The organism is Clostridium zhoujianii (genome assembly GCF_051590805.1).
Classification (GTDB): Bacteria; Bacillota; Clostridia; order Clostridiales; family Clostridiaceae; genus Clostridium.
In genome coordinates this window covers 331,646-348,741 of sequence record NZ_JBPUTF010000001.1, presented here as the reverse complement: position 1 = coordinate 348,741, position 17,096 = coordinate 331,646, and the positions used below count along the sequence as shown (strand labels likewise).

Below are 17,096 nucleotides of genomic sequence, written 5' to 3'. Positions count from 1 at the left end.
CACAGATTACACCTTTCCATTATTTAGTAACTCTTCAAGCCTTGTAATTTCTCTTTTTAATACTTCTCTTCCCAATTCAGTTATTTCATATATTTTTCTTCTTTCTTGCTCTTCTACTACAAGGATCAATTTATCCTTTTCTAATTTAGATAGGGAATTATATATTGTCCCTGCCCCAATTTTAATTCTTTTATTTGTTATTTCTTCTACATGTAGCATTATTCCATATCCATGTCTTTTTTCTTTTAATGACAATAAAATGTAGTACATTGTTTCTGTCATTGGTAAATAAGTCTTTAATACCTTTTTTAACTCCATATAATTCACCTCTATAGATTTTGTTTAATTACATTTCATCATGATATATTATAGTTCCATTATATTACATATTTATATATAATGTCCATCTAAATTTGGTATTATTTCTTATAAATGATCCCCTCACATCTTAACCAAAACCTTTATCCATTTAAATAAAACAACCAGGGCAATTGCCCTGGTTGTTTATATTTATTATCCTTATTTATCTACTTACTTAGAAAACTTATTATTTTAATACTTCACTTTTCTTTCTCATAACCACTGCAGTTCCTGTTAAAGCAAGTACAGCAAGTCCTAAATAAATACCAATGTTAGCCTTATCTCCAGTCTTAGTAATACTATCACTATTGCTAGTATTATTATCTCCTGTATTTTGGTCAGCTTCTTTAAATAATTCTAAATTTGATTTTGCTAACTCTACTTTCACTAACACTTCATTTATTTCTTCTTGAGTTAAATCATCTCTATTTCCTATTAACTTCTTAGCTTCTCTAATTGCTTCTTCATATCCCTTCCAGCTTTCTGCTGTGTAATCTTTAGGATTTAGTTTTTCAAACTCTGCAACTAAAGCTTCTAATATACTAATATCACCTTTAACAACAAGAACTTTAGCTTTTTCATTTAGCTTTTTAATAAGCTCATTCATTTCCTTGTTTGTTAGTTTTTCATTTTTAAGAGCTGCTTTTGCTTCTTCTAGTGTATCAGCAAAGTCTTTCCAAGAACTTGTTGTATATTTATTTTCATCAAATCCTGCAATAGCAGACTCTAAAGGAGTCTTATCCTTTACAATATCTGATGCTACTAAGCTAGCTCTAGCTCTTTTTAATTCTGTAATCATAGCTCTAACTTCATCAAGGGAAGCTTTTTCTTCCTTTGCCATAGTCTTAGCCTTATCTAAAACATTATTAAATTCTGCAAAGCTTTCTTCTGTGTAATCTTCAGGATTTAAATTTGAATATTCATCAATTAAAGCCTGTAAATTTTTAAATGATACAACTAAATCTGATTCTATTAAACCTGCCTTAGCTGTTGCTAGATTGATTTCCATTTCCTTCACATCAGCTTCAGTTACGTTTGAATTATCAGCAATCATCTCTTCTGCTTCTGAAACTACAGCTTTAAAGTTTGTCCAACTTTCTGGAGTATAATCTTTTTCATTTAATTTAGTATAGTCATCTGATTTCAATAACTTATCTAATATACTTACATCGCCACGTTTTGCTAATAAATTTCTAGCTGCATTGTAAGAAATAATTGATTGGTCTATATCATTTTGTGTTGCATTATTTTCTTTAGTTAGAATACTAACCATTTTTCCTATTGCTTCTTCGTATACTGTAAATGATGAAACTGTATATGACTCAGCATTTAACTCTTCTAGATTATCTACCACCTCTTGTAATTCAGTACGACTTGGTAATAAATTCTCATCTGTTAAAGAAATCATTTCATAAATTGTTGGGATTACATCTCCCCATTCAATTTTAATTTCAAATAGATTTTCATTAAAAGGATTGTATATAGTTTTTAAACTCTTATCTAAAATACCTAATTCAACCCATTCAGTTTTTCCTGCTCTATTCCTACTTGGAACACGTCCTAATACCTTTGCATTAGAAATACTATTACCATTTTGAATAATATTAATTAATTTAACATTGGTATTATCTGATAAACGATAAATTAAAGATCCATTAGCAGCACTTGGCTTAAAGGATGTTAATATATCCCCATCAAGTAATTTCTCTGCTCCATGTCCTCTTTCTTCAATTACACTACTTTCAAAGGTTGGATCATTATTTTCCTTAACATATTCTCCACCATTGATTAAAACTTCATTAACCTTAACCCATCTTCTATTATAAGGTGCTGTAATTCTAATCCTCATATATCTTCCTATTAAATCTAAATCTTTTGACTCTACATAAGCATTACCTGGATTAGATGTATCATGGGTGTATCCTTCATTAATTGGATTATCAACCTCAGCTGTATTTTCTACTCCATCACCAATTGTAAGTACAGTTTTCCAATCCTTTTTATCATTAGAAACTTCAATAACTGCATCACGTAGGTAATCTCTTTCTGAGTCTAATACATAAAGTCTTAAGGAATTAATTCTACGTTCTTGTCCTAAATCGTACTCAATAGTTTGTCCTTCTTTTGGTAATCCTGTAAACCATGATGCTGTTTTTAAGTCTCCATCAAATAAATTTCCTAATGAACCATTTTTCCTTGAATCGTTACTTGTATCACCAAGAGCAATATTAGAACTTATAAAGGATGGTCCACTAATTTCATTTGTATAAACTTCAAATCTTGATAATTCAAAAGTCTTATCACTGTTGCTATCATTAATTAAACGAATATAACGTCCATTAGATAAATCCTTTTTATCTGTTACATCAATCCATTCAATTTCATTATTAGAAACTTGAAGCTTTAATCCATCTAAAGTTGTACCATCTAATTTTATTTCTCTTAAATCTCTAATTCTATCAAATACAACTCCAATATATTCATTTTCCTTTAGTGTATAGCTTCCATCAACAAGTAATGATGCAAAATCCTTACCAAAATCATTAATAATTGTTTTATAAGAATCTACATTGGTATATGTATAATCTACACAACCAGGAGTAGAACTTTCACTAACACTAAACTCTGAGAATTTTACCCAAGCACCTACTCTCTCATCATTAACAAGACGAATATAACGTGCTTCCTTACCTTTGAAATCTTCCTCAATAATGTCTTTTCCACTATTTAAACCAGAGTATGACTTAAAGGTCTTCCAAGTTACATTGTCTTCTGAATATTCTAAGTGATACTTCTTCCACTTATCACCATCTCCAGCTCCAACAACAATTCTAACTTCTCCAATATGAGCCACACGCCCTAAATCTAATCCTATGAAATCTCCTGGAATAGATGCATCAAGATTTGCTTGAGTTGAACCATCTGGATCGTACCAAACGAATGTATTATCACTACCATCAGTTAAGTTACTTTCTGGCCCTCTATATACACTCCAAATATCTGTTTTAATAATATCTTTACCAAGGACTGCTGTACCTCTTTCTGTGGCAGTAATCTCTTTTACTTGCCACCATTTATTAATCTTTTCAGTATTTCTTAGTCTAATTCCTTTTGCTATAACCTCATCATTAAAGGTATGTGTATAGGTTCCTTCCCCTGCATATGTTGCTCCTGGAACAGGTAACCATTCGCCACCTTCTGTTTTATATTCTAATTCTCCCTTTAGAATTTTATCTCCTGTGGCTTGAACAAACTTTACTTCCCCTAAGGTAATTGCCTTATCAAATTCTAAACCTACCCATGCTCCTACTGGAGTAGTATCTCTATCTGGATCTCCTGATACATAAGGGCCTTTGGCGAAATGAGCAAATGTACCTTCATTTCCATCAGTAAGATTTGTAATAGATCCACCCTTAATACTCATAACTTCAGTGTTGTAAATTCCTTTACTTTCAAAGGATGGTCCTTCTGGTTCTTCTATCTTTTCATTTACTAGGATTTCACGACATCCAAACCATGTTCCCTTCTTCTCCTCAGTTGCAATTAAACGAATTCCTCTTGCTGTTAAATCTAAGTTATCTACAGTAATTTCACTTTCATTTCCAACAAAATTAGTTCCTTCTATATCAAGCCATTCCTTGCCATCAACAGTGTATTGTAACTTTGCTTTCTTGAATGTATCTGCCACGTTAGCATTTAATCCCATATTGAAAGTTACATTATTAATTTTAACTTCCTTATTGTATTTAATTCCAACATAATCTCCTATTGCAATTGTGTTTGGATTTTTAAAGGCAACTTCTGTTTTTAAATCTTTATCTAAAAGATCACTTAACTTCCCTGAATCTGCTTTACGATTAGAAATTGCTGTTGTAATTACCTTTGTAGGATCTAGAATACCAGTTACCTTATTTCCTAAATCAGATAATAGAGTTTTAGTAAATGGTACTATATGTTGCACCCCTACCTCAGCATTTTCATAATGATCTACATACCAGAAGGAATGTGTTTTTGATTGCTCAAATTCACTTTGTGCTAATGAATATTTATCCCAAACATTATCATAATTTTCTTCTTCAAATTCAATTAATCCCTCTAATAATGCGATATTAGCAGTAGCTGTATTCTTCCAAGAATCAATCCAATATTGAATTTGTCCAAGAGTTCTCTTATTTCCTGCTTTTGCTTCATAAGTCTTTGCAGCATTTAGTAATTTATTAAATTCTAAAATTAGTTCTTCTGCTTGTCCTTTAATTGACTCACCTAATTCTAATGTTTCTTTAAAAGCATTTAGCTTTGGTGCTAATTCTATAGATTCTTCTAATTTAGTAACACGTCCATCCATATTTTGATTTATCATATGCTTACTTAATTCTCTTAAAGCTACAGATCCTTCTGTATCATTAATATTTAAATGATCCATATAGCTAAATGAATCATTCCAGTTTTGATCTGCTTCTTCTTTAGTCTCCCAAACATTCCATGCATAATCAGCATTTGCAAAAATAGCTGACTTTGATGCTTCTGACTGTTGCATTGGGTTAAGTACAATACCTTGGATCTTTTCTGGATCTACTCCTGGATGTAAGAAAGTATCATTACCACCCATAATTAAATGTTGTTTTGAATTATCTGTACATGGCCAGTTAATCCACATGTATGGTCCTCTTCCTTGATTTCCTTCACTAGCAATATTATTGTAGAAGTTATTAACAAATTCGTTTGAAACTTCTCCCCATACTCTACCTCCAGTCATAACAATACTTACTGATTGAGGCATCTTATTTACTATTTTTAATTGTTCTGACCCACCATTACCCATGTAATCATTTGGACAGAAAATCATTTCTTTCTTTAATCCTGAGTATTGACTTTGCATTGTTTCTAGCCAATCTGTTAAATCCTTCATTAACCTAACATAGCTCTCTGCACCACCAGCAGGCACTGCAGCATCATCTGCTAAAATACCAAACTGACGAACTCCTGCATCCATCAATTGAATAAACTTCTTTTTTATAATTTCTAAATCTTCTTTATATGTACCTTCACTTCCATGTCTAACTGGATTTGACATGTATGGATGTAATGAATAAACATATCTATTCTTTGATTCTTCTCCAACCTTAGCTAACTCAGCAATTTCTCCTAGTTTTTCTTCTGGATATAACTCTCTCCATTTTGAATTATGATAAGGATCATCCTTAGGAGCAAAGATATATTGATTCATCTTAAACTCTCCACCATATCTCATTAATTCAGCACGATCTTCATTTGACCAAGGATTTCCATAATAACCTTCAATAAATCCTCTAAAAGGTACATCTGAATAATCTCTTATACTCAACTCTAAAACACTATCTCCAGATATTTGTCTAAATATATGTTTTAATGAAGTAAGTCCATAGAATGCTGAATCTGTATCACTACCTAATACAGAAATTACATCATCCTTAATATTTACAACATGAGAATCTTTTTTATTAAATAATGCTGTATCTCCAGTAATATCTTTATTCTTAGAATAATTATCAACATATTCTTCTGATCCATAAATACCAACAAGAATATTTGTCTTTCCATCTACTACTTCATTTGATACTGAACTACTTCTACCTTTAATCTCTAAAATATCTTCCACTAATCTTTTTGTATAGACATCAATTCCACCTTCATAAACTACATTGACATCCTTAGAAATTTCAAAACTTCCACCAGTATACTCTATTAATTGTGGATTTGGGTAGATCTTGTACTCTTTACTATCCTCTTTGGCTGATACAACAATATCAGGAACAAATCCTATAGTAATTAAGCCTACAAGTGCAAATGAAATGATAGATTTTAGTTTTCTTTTTTTCTTCATAATCACTCTTTGTTTCACTCCTCTTAAAATTTATATAAACTTAAATTAGCAAAATCTTTTCTGCTAATTTAAACTTATCAACTATTTAAGTCTTAACCCTGGTGTTTTAAATATTTCTTCAAATATTTTCATCTTAAAATGTAGTTTGTTAATTTAGTAAAATAAAAAAATCGTCAAGACGAGCTTGCCGAGTCGTCGATTTTTTTTGCGCATCTGCATTTCCAAAGCTTGTCTTTGGAAAATCTTGCAGGCGCATATATTTATTTTTTTACTCTGCTAGGATAACTTTGATAACATACATACTTACAAAAATCATCCACAAGTTAATAATGATTATAATTTCCTAGGGAGTAAAAAAAGCTCCCCTACAAAATGTAGGGAAGCTTGTGCCCAAATGGTAACACGCCATACAAAATATTCTAAATATTAATTTTATTCCATTATACGCCATATTTTTACCATTGTAAACCTTTTTATATATTTTTTATACAATAATTTAATATATCTTAACTTATCATTTAATTCTTGTCATATTAACCTTGGGAAATATAACTATTATCTATTTATGACCCTTATCTATTACTACAGCCTCTGTGACAAATTCACCATCAACCATCTTTACATCAAATGCTTTTCCAAAGCCCTTAACCAATCTTCCTTCTGAAACTTCAATTTCAAATACATCAAAATCTAATCCTACTAATACATCCATAATAGATTTTCCTTGTCTTTCACTGAACTTATCAATTATCTTTTGATTATCCTCTAATACTCTTGCAGTTCCTTTAAATGAAACTCTCTCTCTTGCAAATGTAATATCAACATTTTGTTCATCTTCTATTATCATTATGCTTATCTCATTATTATTCACAATATTATTATAATGCTCTGCTATTTTACTTATATAAATATAGAATTTTCCTCCATCAAGTACAAAGGGTGAGTAACTAATTCTAGCCTTATTATCCTTATCTAGTGCACTTATAATTAATGTTTTTTGTTTATTTAATAATTTTTCCATTTTTATCTCTCCTCTAATTTTAATAATTTCTAAACTGATAGTATTTTTTCTAATAATAGTAAAGATCCTCTAAAACCTATATATGGGGTATAAGGATATATATTTTTTGCTTTTATATTTGGATTACTAATTTGAAGGTCTAATTTGCTACTATGTGCCATGTCTAAGGTAGCACCATCCCCCATTAAAATTAGTAGCTCCTTCTTTAAGTATTTTAATCTACTTGGTTCTCCTAAATTAATTAAGATGTCATCTCTATCCTTTTTACATCCATGAAGTACCTCTGCTCTATCTACATTTAAACCTAGTTCTTCTATAAAACTTTTCATAGATATAACAGTGTCATAGTCTGCAAAAATACCTACATCCTTATTATCTAATGCTCTTAACTTAAATCTCATTCTAAATAAGTACTTCTTAATTAAAGCTATCTCTTCATTTAAAGCCTCTTCATTTACTTCATATTTCATAAGAGCTTTTATTTCTTCAATCCAAGCTATACTTTGAGTTAATCCTATTGGCTTCTTATAAACATATGGGATGTTAAACTTTTCTTTCATATATTCAGCAGCCTTTAAGCCCTCTTTTCTAATAACAATATTTAATGAAGCCTTCCCAGCTTCCTCTAATTTTTCTACAGAGGTATAAGCTGTGAATGTTGTGTTTAAATCCTTATTAAAGAAAGTCTTCATCATTCTTTTTATTTCTTCTGCATCAGATAAGAAGTTATATCCATCAATATTGCTACCAATAATATTAAATCTATCTTCTTTTTCATCAGATTCTTTAACCATGTTTTTTGCAATTAACTCTAATGCAGATTCAACACCTACATTATAGTCATCCTTTAAGCCACCAGTTGTAATTGGTATAAGTTTTGCATTAATTCCTGCTTGTAGTTCACGGCAAATACTCTTAACATCTGCTCCAATTATTGAAGATACAGAAGATGCCATAACAAATATATATTTAGGCTTTTTATTAATATCTACTTCTTTAATAGAATTCTCTAGTCTTTCATAGGATCCAAAGGTAATATCACTTTCATCCATATGAGTAGAATATATAGTAGCTAAATCTTCTCCATTTAATTGTCCAATTGATTCTACTGCATAGTGAGTAGTTCCAGCTGGTCCAAACTCTATAATACAAAGATCTTCTATAGAGCTTAATGTCCATATGATTCCCATTCTATCTGATGCTACAGGGAAATACTTATATATATTCATAACTAGCCCTCCATTGCTTTCTCAATCAAAGTTTTCATAATACCAATAGGTAATTCATATCCTATTTTTTGTGCGTTAGAGTCTAAGGTTACTTGCATTATTCCCTTTGACTTTAATAACATAGGATTTTCATGACCTACATAAAGCTCTACATTAAGTGAATCATATAGTTCTCTTAAAGGTGCAATATTAGCAATTCTAGTAACATAAGGATCAAATCCTAATTCTAATATTCTATCTTTCCACTTTACATCTACATCATATAACTCTCTGACTTGTATTAACTTAGGCTCTAATCCTAATTCAACTAAGAATTCTGCAGTTTCAAATGCCATCATTGGAGTATTTCCATAAACGAAGCTTTTACCACCTAAAATTTTTCTAGTCTTCTCAAATAACTCTTCATACTCTTCTTTAATTTCTTTTAAATCTGAAGTTAGATCTATTTCTAAAACTTTTTCAAGCTTTTTATATGCTGACTCTATAGCTTCTTTATTCATATGCTTGTCAAAGAATATATAAGGAGTTTTGAATTCTTTCTCCATCTTTTTAGCTAGGTCTAATGCTATCATATCTGTAACAATATTAAGCTTTGCCCTTGGTGCTAATTGAATTTCAGAAACCTTACACTTAGATGGAATTATAGTATTTATTTCTATATTATGTTTATCAAGTAACTTAACAAGTTCAGTATTCTTTACTCCCTCTTGTCTATGACCTAATATATTTATCCCCTTTAGCTCTTTACTACTTTTCATAGTCTTAACAAAAGAACCTAAAGCTCTAACCATACCTGGGATATGGCTATTACACTTATAATGTTCTGTTCTAACAACAAAAATTGGTATATTAAGCTCATCCTCTACTTCATCTACTATTCCTTCATAATCTTCCCCAATTAATTCTGGAACACAAGTAGTAACTATCATAATTCCATCTGGATTTGAGCTTTCTTTAATATACTCCAATGCTTCTCTTACACTTTTTTCAGCTCCAAAGACAACATCCTTTTCCTTAAGAACTAGTGAATATACATTATCATTACCCTTCTGTCTGTTATTTGAGAATATTCTTGTATAATATGTACACTCGCTTGTCCCTACTACTAACATAGCTAAATTCTCAACATAAGATGCTGTAAGGGCTACCCCAAATAATGGGCAATGTGTCCCGGGAAATATTGCATGACTTAATCCCTTAATATCCTTATCCACATTAATTTCACTTAATCTATTTAATATATCTAAACTATAATTCACAGTTATCGCACCTCTCCTTATTCCTATAGCATACTTCAAGTGGGTAAATCTGAGGTTTATTGTTAATAGGATCTTTCTGAATACTGCATTTAACATTGTATACAGAATGAATTATGTCCTTAACTATAACTTCTTCCGGCTTGCCATCAGCAACTATTTCCCCATCCTTCATAATTACCACCCTACTACTATATCTAGCAGCTTGATTTAAATCATGTAATACCATAACAATTGTCATATCAAACTTCTTATTAATTTCCTGAACTAACTCCATAAGCTCTAGTTGATGGCCCATATCTAAATATGTTGTAGGTTCATCTAAGAAAAGTATCTTTGTTTTTTGAGCAAGAGCCATAGCAAGCCAAACTCTTTGTCTCTCCCCACCAGATAAGCTTACTACCTTCCTATCAGCATAATGGGCTACTCCAGTTTGCTCTAAACTCCAATTTACTATTTCTTCATCTTCAGTATTTTTTGATTCAAACCATTTCTTATGAGGTATTCTTCCGTAATATACAAGCTGTTTTACTGTTATATCCTCAGGAGAAGAATTTTGTTGTGATAGCATAGATAAGGCTTTAGCTACATCATTATTTTTCATTGAATCTATGGATTTATCTAAAATTAGAACTTCTCCAGCCTCTCTCTTTAAAAGCTTTGATAATGATTTAAGTAAGGTTGATTTCCCTGATCCATTTGGACCTATTATAGAAACAACCTCGCCTTTGCCTATCTTTAATGATAAATCTTGAATTATAGTTTTACCTTCATATCCAACCTTTATATTTCTTGCTTCTATCATTTATTCTCCTCCTTTCTTTCTTAGTAGATATAAGAAGAATGGCCCACCAACAATAGACATAACTACACCTACTGGTAATTCTAATGAACCTAGTATTGTTCTAGCTATTGTATCTGCAACTAACAATACTATTCCTCCAAGTACCATAGAAAATGGTATTGTATACTTGTGATCAGATCCAATTACCATCCTACTTATATGTGGTACTATTAGCCCAACAAAGCTAATTATCCCTACTACAGCAGTTGAGGTTGCTGCTAAAAATACTGCAACAGCAGATAATAATACTCTTGTCTTATTAACATTGAATCCAAGGTTTGTTGCAGATTCATCACTTAAATTTAAAACATTAGCTCCCCTAATACATAATAAAGATAGTGATAAACCAATAAGTGAATATATTGCTACAAGCCTTACATCACTCCAAGTTTTAGATGCTAAACTTCCGTTTAACCATAATAATGCACTTTGAATTCTGTCACTATATAAAGTTGTTAATAATGATATAAATCCACCTAGGATTGCATTAACTGCTACCCCTGCAAGAACAACTCTTATTGCTTTTAATCCATTCTTCCATGCCATAAAATACACTACTGTACAAGCCAATGCTCCTCCAATAAATGCAACTAAAGGAAGTATCCCTGTATATTGTGGTAATAGAAGCAATATTACTATTGCAAATACACTTGCCCCAGAGGAGACCCCTGTTATTCCTGGATCTGCCAATGGATTTTTCATTACAGATTGAAGTAAACATCCTGATATTGCAAGGTTAGCTCCAACTAGCACTGCCAAGATATTTCTTGGCAGTCTCATTTGTAAAACAATTGTTGAAACCGTCTTGTTATCACCATTAATCAAGGCTGAAAATATATCTCCAAGACTTAAATTAACACTTCCTATAGCTGATAAAATTATTATTAAAGCACTTAATACTAGTACTCCAAGTCCTATTAATATAAGTTTAGATTTATCTTTCATACTACTCACCATATATTATTTTTCCAAGTTCTTCTATAGCATCAGTTACTGAAAGATTAGCTGTTACTGCAAATAATCCTGGATCTAAATCATAGACCTTTCCTTCTTTAGTAGCCTTTAACGAACTCCAAGCTGGATTAGTTGCAAATTCTTTTTCAAAAGCTTTTTTACTTTCTTCTAAATCACCATGAGATAGTCTTAATATATAATCTGGGTTCATTTGCACAACTTGTTCCATGCTAAAGTTTAAATAAGCTGAATTAACAGAATCTATATCATCAGTGATATTATCTACACAAATTGTATTTAATAAATCTCCTACATATGATGTATCTGTAGCTAGCATATAACTTTCAGCTGATCCAAATACTATAGCAACCTTTGGTTTGCTATCACTTTTTTTACCCTTAGCTAAAACTTTATCAACAGATTCTTGAAGCTCTGTAACTACTTTTTTCGCTTCTTTCTTTTTACCTGTTAAATCTCCTAATTCAATTATGCTATTCTTAAATTCAGTAAAACTTTTAGTATTAAAGTAAAAAGCATTCATTCCATAATCGCTAACTTGCTTTTCTACCTTTTCTTTAAAGTTAATATCAAAAATTAATAAATCAGGATTTAATGACACTATAGTTTCAAAATTAGGTGCAAACGCTTGTCCTATTTCCTGAACTCCATTATATCTTTCTGGTAAAGTTGTACTAGTTTTTGGAACTCCAACTAAATCAAGACCAAACTTGTCCATTACTTGTGTTGCTGATACTGTTGCACTTACTACCTTCTTTGCTTCTGCCACCTCTGTAGTAGCTTTTCCACAGGATACCCCTAAAATACTTACACCTATTAAAGCTGCTATCATTAACTTTTTAATCATATTTATTCACTCCTATATTTATTAATTTTTATAAAGAATCACTTTATCCCATAATCTTTTTAGCAAGGTTAAAATAAACTGATGCCATTTCACAGTCCTTATCATATTCAATAACAGTCTTCCCATCATTTTCAGCTACTTGTACTGATGGATTTCTTGGTACATAATGAATAATCTTAGTTTCTATTTCATCACATAACTTATTTACAAGTTCAACTTCATTCTCAACATTCTTAGCATTTAAAATTAATCCCTTTAATGACGCATACCCCTTATTCTTAAACTGCTTAACAGCTGTAGAAATATTGCTAGCTGCATACATAGACATCATTTCCCCTGAGGTAACTACATATACTTCCTCTGCATATCCATTTCTTATTGGCATTGAGAATCCGCCACAGACAACATCCCCTAAAACATCGTAGATTACTATATCTGGTTTATATGTTTCAAAGGCATTTAACTCTTCTAATTGTTCAAAGGCAGCTATAATCCCTCTTCCTGCACAGCCTACCCCTGGAGTTGGACCACCAGCTTCAACACATAGAACTCCATTAAAACCTTCAAATACTATATCCTTAAGTTCTAATTCATCCCCCTTGTTCTTCATAGCATCTAATACTGTTGGAATAAATTCCCCCTTCATTAGATTCTTTGTTGAATCAGCCTTAGGATCACATCCTACCTGCATAACCTTATACCCTAAAGTAGATAATGCTGCTGATACATTTGAAACTGTTGTTGATTTTCCTATACCGCCTTTTCCGTAAATCGCAATTTTCTTCAAGTTAATTCTCCTTTATTAATATAAATTATTTGACTTTGTATAATTGACAATCCTATCTCCCTGATAGATAATATACACATGACTTTTATCTAATTGAAATTGATTTTCAATAACAATTAGATATTACCATGTTTTAAATATAATAGTTTCAAATATATTTAGTTATATTTAAAAAATATTTAGTTTTATTGAAGGAGAGATATATGTTTTATTTAAATTCTGTTTTAGAAAATTTCCAGAACTGCTGTAAGCTACCTATTTACTTATTAGACAATAACTATAATGTTTTGAATAAGAGTGGACATACAGATATTACTGAAGAGATTATAAGTAATTTAAAGATTCTTAAGAATTTAGGTAATCATAAATTAGAAGATACCTATTCAGTGCTTGACTATAATAACAATATTAGTTTTTTACTCAAGCCCTATATTTTTAACATAAATAAACCACTATTTTTTTTAATCGGACCTTTTTATAATAATAGTGAGAATAAAGAGTACAATCTTTCTTTACTTCCCCCTAGCACCTATAAATATATAAATAATTTACTATCTCAAGTATTAGATGATATTTATGATAAAAGTTATAACCCCTTTATTAATAGAGCTATCCAATATATCCATAGCAACTATTTTGAAGATATATCTATGGACAAGATCTGCCATGATTTAAAAATAAATAAATGCTACTTTTGTAACTTGTTTAAAAAGGAAACTGGCTATACTTTTACTCAATTTCTAACAATGTGGAGAATAGAAAAAAGTAAGATATTCTTGAAGAATCCTTCATTAACTTTATTTGATGTAGCATTAAATGTTGGATTTAATAATCAAGGATATTACAGTACAACCTTTAAGAAAATAACTGGGATTACTCCATCTGAATATAAAGCAGCTCTATAAGAATAAAAGCCAGGACATTTGTCCTGGCTTTTCATTCTAATTATACATATTATCTACAACTTTTTTATTGTACTTATTAAGTTGCTCATAAATATAATTATTTACACTATACATATCATCCAAAGTTGGCTTAACTGCCTTATCAGAAAGTTTATATTTGTACTTTAATGATAGAATTCTTTCAACACTTTCATCTATTCTCTTCTCATCAATCTTTCCATCAATAACAGCTTGTAATACAGAATTATATACTTTTTGTTGATTTTCTAATGTATGACAAACTAATAAAATATCTGTTCCTGCTTCAACTGATTTAATTGCAGCTTCCCCAAGATCCCAATTCTTAGCTATTGCTTCCATTTCAAGGTCATCAGTTATTACAACACCCTTATAACCCATATCTTCTCTTAGTAATCCAGTTAATATCTTTTTAGACATAGTTGCTGGATACTCTTCATCAATTTTAGGTAACATAATATGTGCTGTCATTATCATATCTGCCCCATTATTTATTGCTTCTTGGAATGGTGCAAGCTCTACATTTTTCAATCTATCTATATCATGATTTAATGAAGGTAATCCTACATGAGAATCTACTTCTGTATCACCATGACCTGGAAAATGCTTTAAGGTTGGAATTACATTTTCATTTTTAATAGCATTCATTTCTTTAAGCCCGAATTCAGTTACTTTTTCCTTTGTAGCTCCATAAGACCTAATTCCTATTATAGGATTATCCTTATTTGTATTTATGTCTAAAACAGTTCCAAAATCAGTATTTATACCTAATAAATTTAATTTCTTAGCTGTGGATGTAGCCATACCTTCTGCTAGACTTGAATCGTTAAAATTACCTATCTCACCTTTATAAGGTGTTCTTAAAAGCTCTTGAGGTAAATGAGATAAGCTTCCCCCCTCTTCATCAAATCCTATGAGTAATGGAATTCCATTATTTTGACTATTGGCTTTTTTAAGTGCATTAACATACTTAATATTATCCTCATAGCCCTTTCCCCAGAAGTTTCTCCATCCATATAGGATTATTCCTCCTGCATGTTGATCTTCAAAAAGATTTATAGTCTTAGGGTCTACCTTAGTTCCGTCTACACCAAAAAACATCATCTGTCCAACTTTCTCTTCAATAGTCATAATACTTATCTTTTTCTGTACTTCTTGATTTATGTCTATTCCTTTATCCTCTGCCAAGCTATTTGAGCTACTTGATACTCCCCCTATCATTGATAAGATAAGAGCTAATGTTACAAATGTTTTCTTCACTACTATCTCCCCCTATAATATTTTTACTTTATTAAAACCTTTTCATTACCTCCTTAATTTAATATTACTCCTTAAATGTAACAAAGCTATCTCAGTTAGGAAGGATAAAATAACATAATTGTTATTTTTTAGTGATAATATCAGCGCTAATATATTTTATTTATATCTTTCATCTTTTCAATTCTTTTTATTATTGAGTGAAATTCAATTCTAGTTATCTTAGCTTTTATAAATATTTCAATACATGAAAAAAGATTAATGTTCAATTACTTAAACATTAACCTTCTCAACTTATTCACTACATTATTGAAATTATGCTATATTAAATTCACGTAATATTATTGATTCTATTATACGTTCTGATTAAAAAGCCTTACCACAATTTCAAGACTACTTTCAACTACTTATCATTTTTTCTGTTATGTAGCTACTTTTTCAACCTTAATTTTCCTTAATATGTTAATCTTGTTTTATCATGCAACCTCTTTGATTTCTACAACATGCTGTTATAAAAAAAGATTAATGTTCCACTTACTGAAACATTAATCTTTTCAACTTCTTTCACTGCATTATTAGATTTATGCAATCTGTTTATCTGACTCTTTTATTGAATTTAATAAATTAAACCGAATAAACTTATTATGCATTTATATTATACTACATTTTGCAGTATTAACTTTATACTTCTCTTAAAATTTTATCAGCTCTTAACCTCTTTATTAAATTGTCCCACGCTTCCTCTTCATTGATAAATATTTTCTTTGAACCTGTAATTACGCTTGCTCTTTCATCTGTTGCATATACAATCCAAGTATCATTTTCCTTCTTAATAACCAATTCATCTTCTCTATTATATCTCTCTTCATTAAGGTTATAACTTTTCAATCCTTCTTTAGAAATAATATCTATTGCGTCTTCTCTTGTCATTATTAGTTCCTCCTACTTTATTTCTTTTAATAATCCTAACCGCTCTAATTGCTCAACTGTTATAGAAAATTCATATTGAATTCCCCCTCCTGTTCCCCATCCTTTAATTCCTGCAATTTCACCTTTATATGATACTAGTTTGCTATAATCGCCATCATAATATTTTGTTACCGCTGCATCTATTTGAGTTTTTAACTTAATATCAGAACAATTTTTAACATACTCTTCAATTTTATTAAAATCTCCAATAACTTCATATTGATGATAATTAGATAAATCTTCTACATATGGTAGCGAACGTTCTGTATATGAATATGCTTTTCCATCAATTACAGGAGATGTGTATCTACCATTAGCATTACCATATCTATCAATTACTTCTCCAACCTTAGGATTAAACTGCTGTTTTATTGCAGTTCCGTCAGCACTTAATATATATCCACCTTCCGCAGCTTTACTCCAATTAATTGAACCATCAGGATTCACTACTGATGAATTCTTTAGAATTTGAATACCCTCTGGCCATTTGCCCTCTTTTAAAAAGTTGTTTGCCACATCTGAATTTACATTTTTTAATAAATAATTATATAATTCATCATTACTACATCCAGATTTTCTCCATAGGTTAACAGCTTCAGCCGACCCCTGGGGCAGAGTCTGTCTTATTATATTTTACTGCTACACACTAGTATTTCCAATAACTCTCTCAAGAAAAAATAGAAACTAGCCTATTTTATTTTTCAGCTAGTTTCTACGTCTTTATCTCACTGTATTATTAATATTATGCATTGTTAAAATCAGTTATAA

General features: G+C 30.5%; 13 protein-coding genes. 1 reads left to right on the top strand and 12 read right to left on the bottom strand.

The genetic code is table 11. The annotated features are described in order from the left end of the window. Positions 1–6: 6 nt before the first annotated feature. From ACSYT2_RS01730 to ACSYT2_RS01690, 9 genes are all read right to left on the bottom strand, one after another. Complete coding sequence (locus tag ACSYT2_RS01730) at positions 7–318, bottom strand: PadR family transcriptional regulator (RefSeq protein ID WP_430857069.1); 312 nt, start codon at positions 316–318, stop codon at positions 7–9. 229 nt (positions 319–547) lie between these two features. Next, positions 548–6,223: a beta-N-acetylglucosaminidase domain-containing protein gene (locus ACSYT2_RS01725; RefSeq protein ID WP_438383010.1), complete on the bottom strand. Its 5,676-nt coding sequence runs from the start codon at positions 6,221–6,223 to the stop codon at positions 548–550. A 559-nt stretch (positions 6,224–6,782) separates the two neighbouring features. Then, positions 6,783–7,244: a HugZ family pyridoxamine 5'-phosphate oxidase gene (locus ACSYT2_RS01720; protein ID WP_438383009.1), complete on the bottom strand. Its 462-nt coding sequence runs from the start codon at positions 7,242–7,244 to the stop codon at positions 6,783–6,785. A 29-nt stretch (positions 7,245–7,273) separates the two neighbouring features. Beyond that, on the bottom strand, positions 7,274–8,473 hold the full coding sequence (locus ACSYT2_RS01715; RefSeq protein WP_438383007.1) for a nitrogenase component 1: 1,200 nt from the start codon (positions 8,471–8,473) through the stop codon (positions 7,274–7,276). 2 nt (positions 8,474–8,475) lie between these two features. After that, a complete protein-coding gene (locus tag ACSYT2_RS01710; RefSeq protein WP_438383006.1) occupies positions 8,476–9,732 on the bottom strand; it encodes a nitrogenase component 1 in 1,257 nt (418 codons plus the stop codon). Continuing rightward, entirely contained in the window at positions 9,722–10,534 is an 813-nt protein-coding gene (locus ACSYT2_RS01705) for an ABC transporter ATP-binding protein (RefSeq protein WP_438383004.1), read from the bottom strand. Before ACSYT2_RS01705 ends, ACSYT2_RS01710 begins: the two co-directional genes overlap by 11 nt. Further along, a complete protein-coding gene (locus tag ACSYT2_RS01700) occupies positions 10,535–11,518 on the bottom strand; it encodes a FecCD family ABC transporter permease (RefSeq protein WP_438383002.1) in 984 nt (327 codons plus the stop codon). A gap of 1 nt (position 11,519) precedes the next feature. Continuing rightward, positions 11,520–12,392 (bottom strand): ABC transporter substrate-binding protein, encoded by an 873-nt coding sequence (locus ACSYT2_RS01695; RefSeq protein ID WP_438383000.1) that lies wholly within the window; start codon positions 12,390–12,392, stop codon positions 11,520–11,522. A 43-nt stretch (positions 12,393–12,435) separates the two neighbouring features. Further along, a complete protein-coding gene (locus tag ACSYT2_RS01690; RefSeq protein ID WP_438382998.1) occupies positions 12,436–13,179 on the bottom strand; it encodes a nucleotide-binding protein in 744 nt (247 codons plus the stop codon). Positions 13,180–13,382: 203 nt separating this feature from the next. Between ACSYT2_RS01690 and ACSYT2_RS01685 the strand changes: the two genes are divergently transcribed. Then, entirely contained in the window at positions 13,383–14,084 is a 702-nt protein-coding gene (locus ACSYT2_RS01685; RefSeq protein ID WP_430857059.1) for a helix-turn-helix domain-containing protein, read from the top strand. Positions 14,085–14,120: 36 nt separating this feature from the next. Here the strand turns inward: ACSYT2_RS01685 and ACSYT2_RS01680 are convergent, their stop codons facing one another. From ACSYT2_RS01680 to ACSYT2_RS01670, 3 genes are all read right to left on the bottom strand, one after another. After that, on the bottom strand, positions 14,121–15,362 hold the full coding sequence (locus tag ACSYT2_RS01680; protein ID WP_438382996.1) for a glycoside hydrolase family 3 protein: 1,242 nt from the start codon (positions 15,360–15,362) through the stop codon (positions 14,121–14,123). A 678-nt stretch (positions 15,363–16,040) separates the two neighbouring features. Continuing rightward, positions 16,041–16,289, bottom strand: coding sequence for an Imm59 family immunity protein (locus ACSYT2_RS01675; protein ID WP_438382994.1), 249 nt, complete (start codon positions 16,287–16,289; stop codon positions 16,041–16,043). Positions 16,290–16,301: 12 nt separating this feature from the next. Further along, a complete protein-coding gene (locus ACSYT2_RS01670) occupies positions 16,302–16,844 on the bottom strand; it encodes a TNT domain-containing protein (protein ID WP_438382993.1) in 543 nt (180 codons plus the stop codon). Between the last annotated feature and the right edge of the window lie 252 nt (positions 16,845–17,096).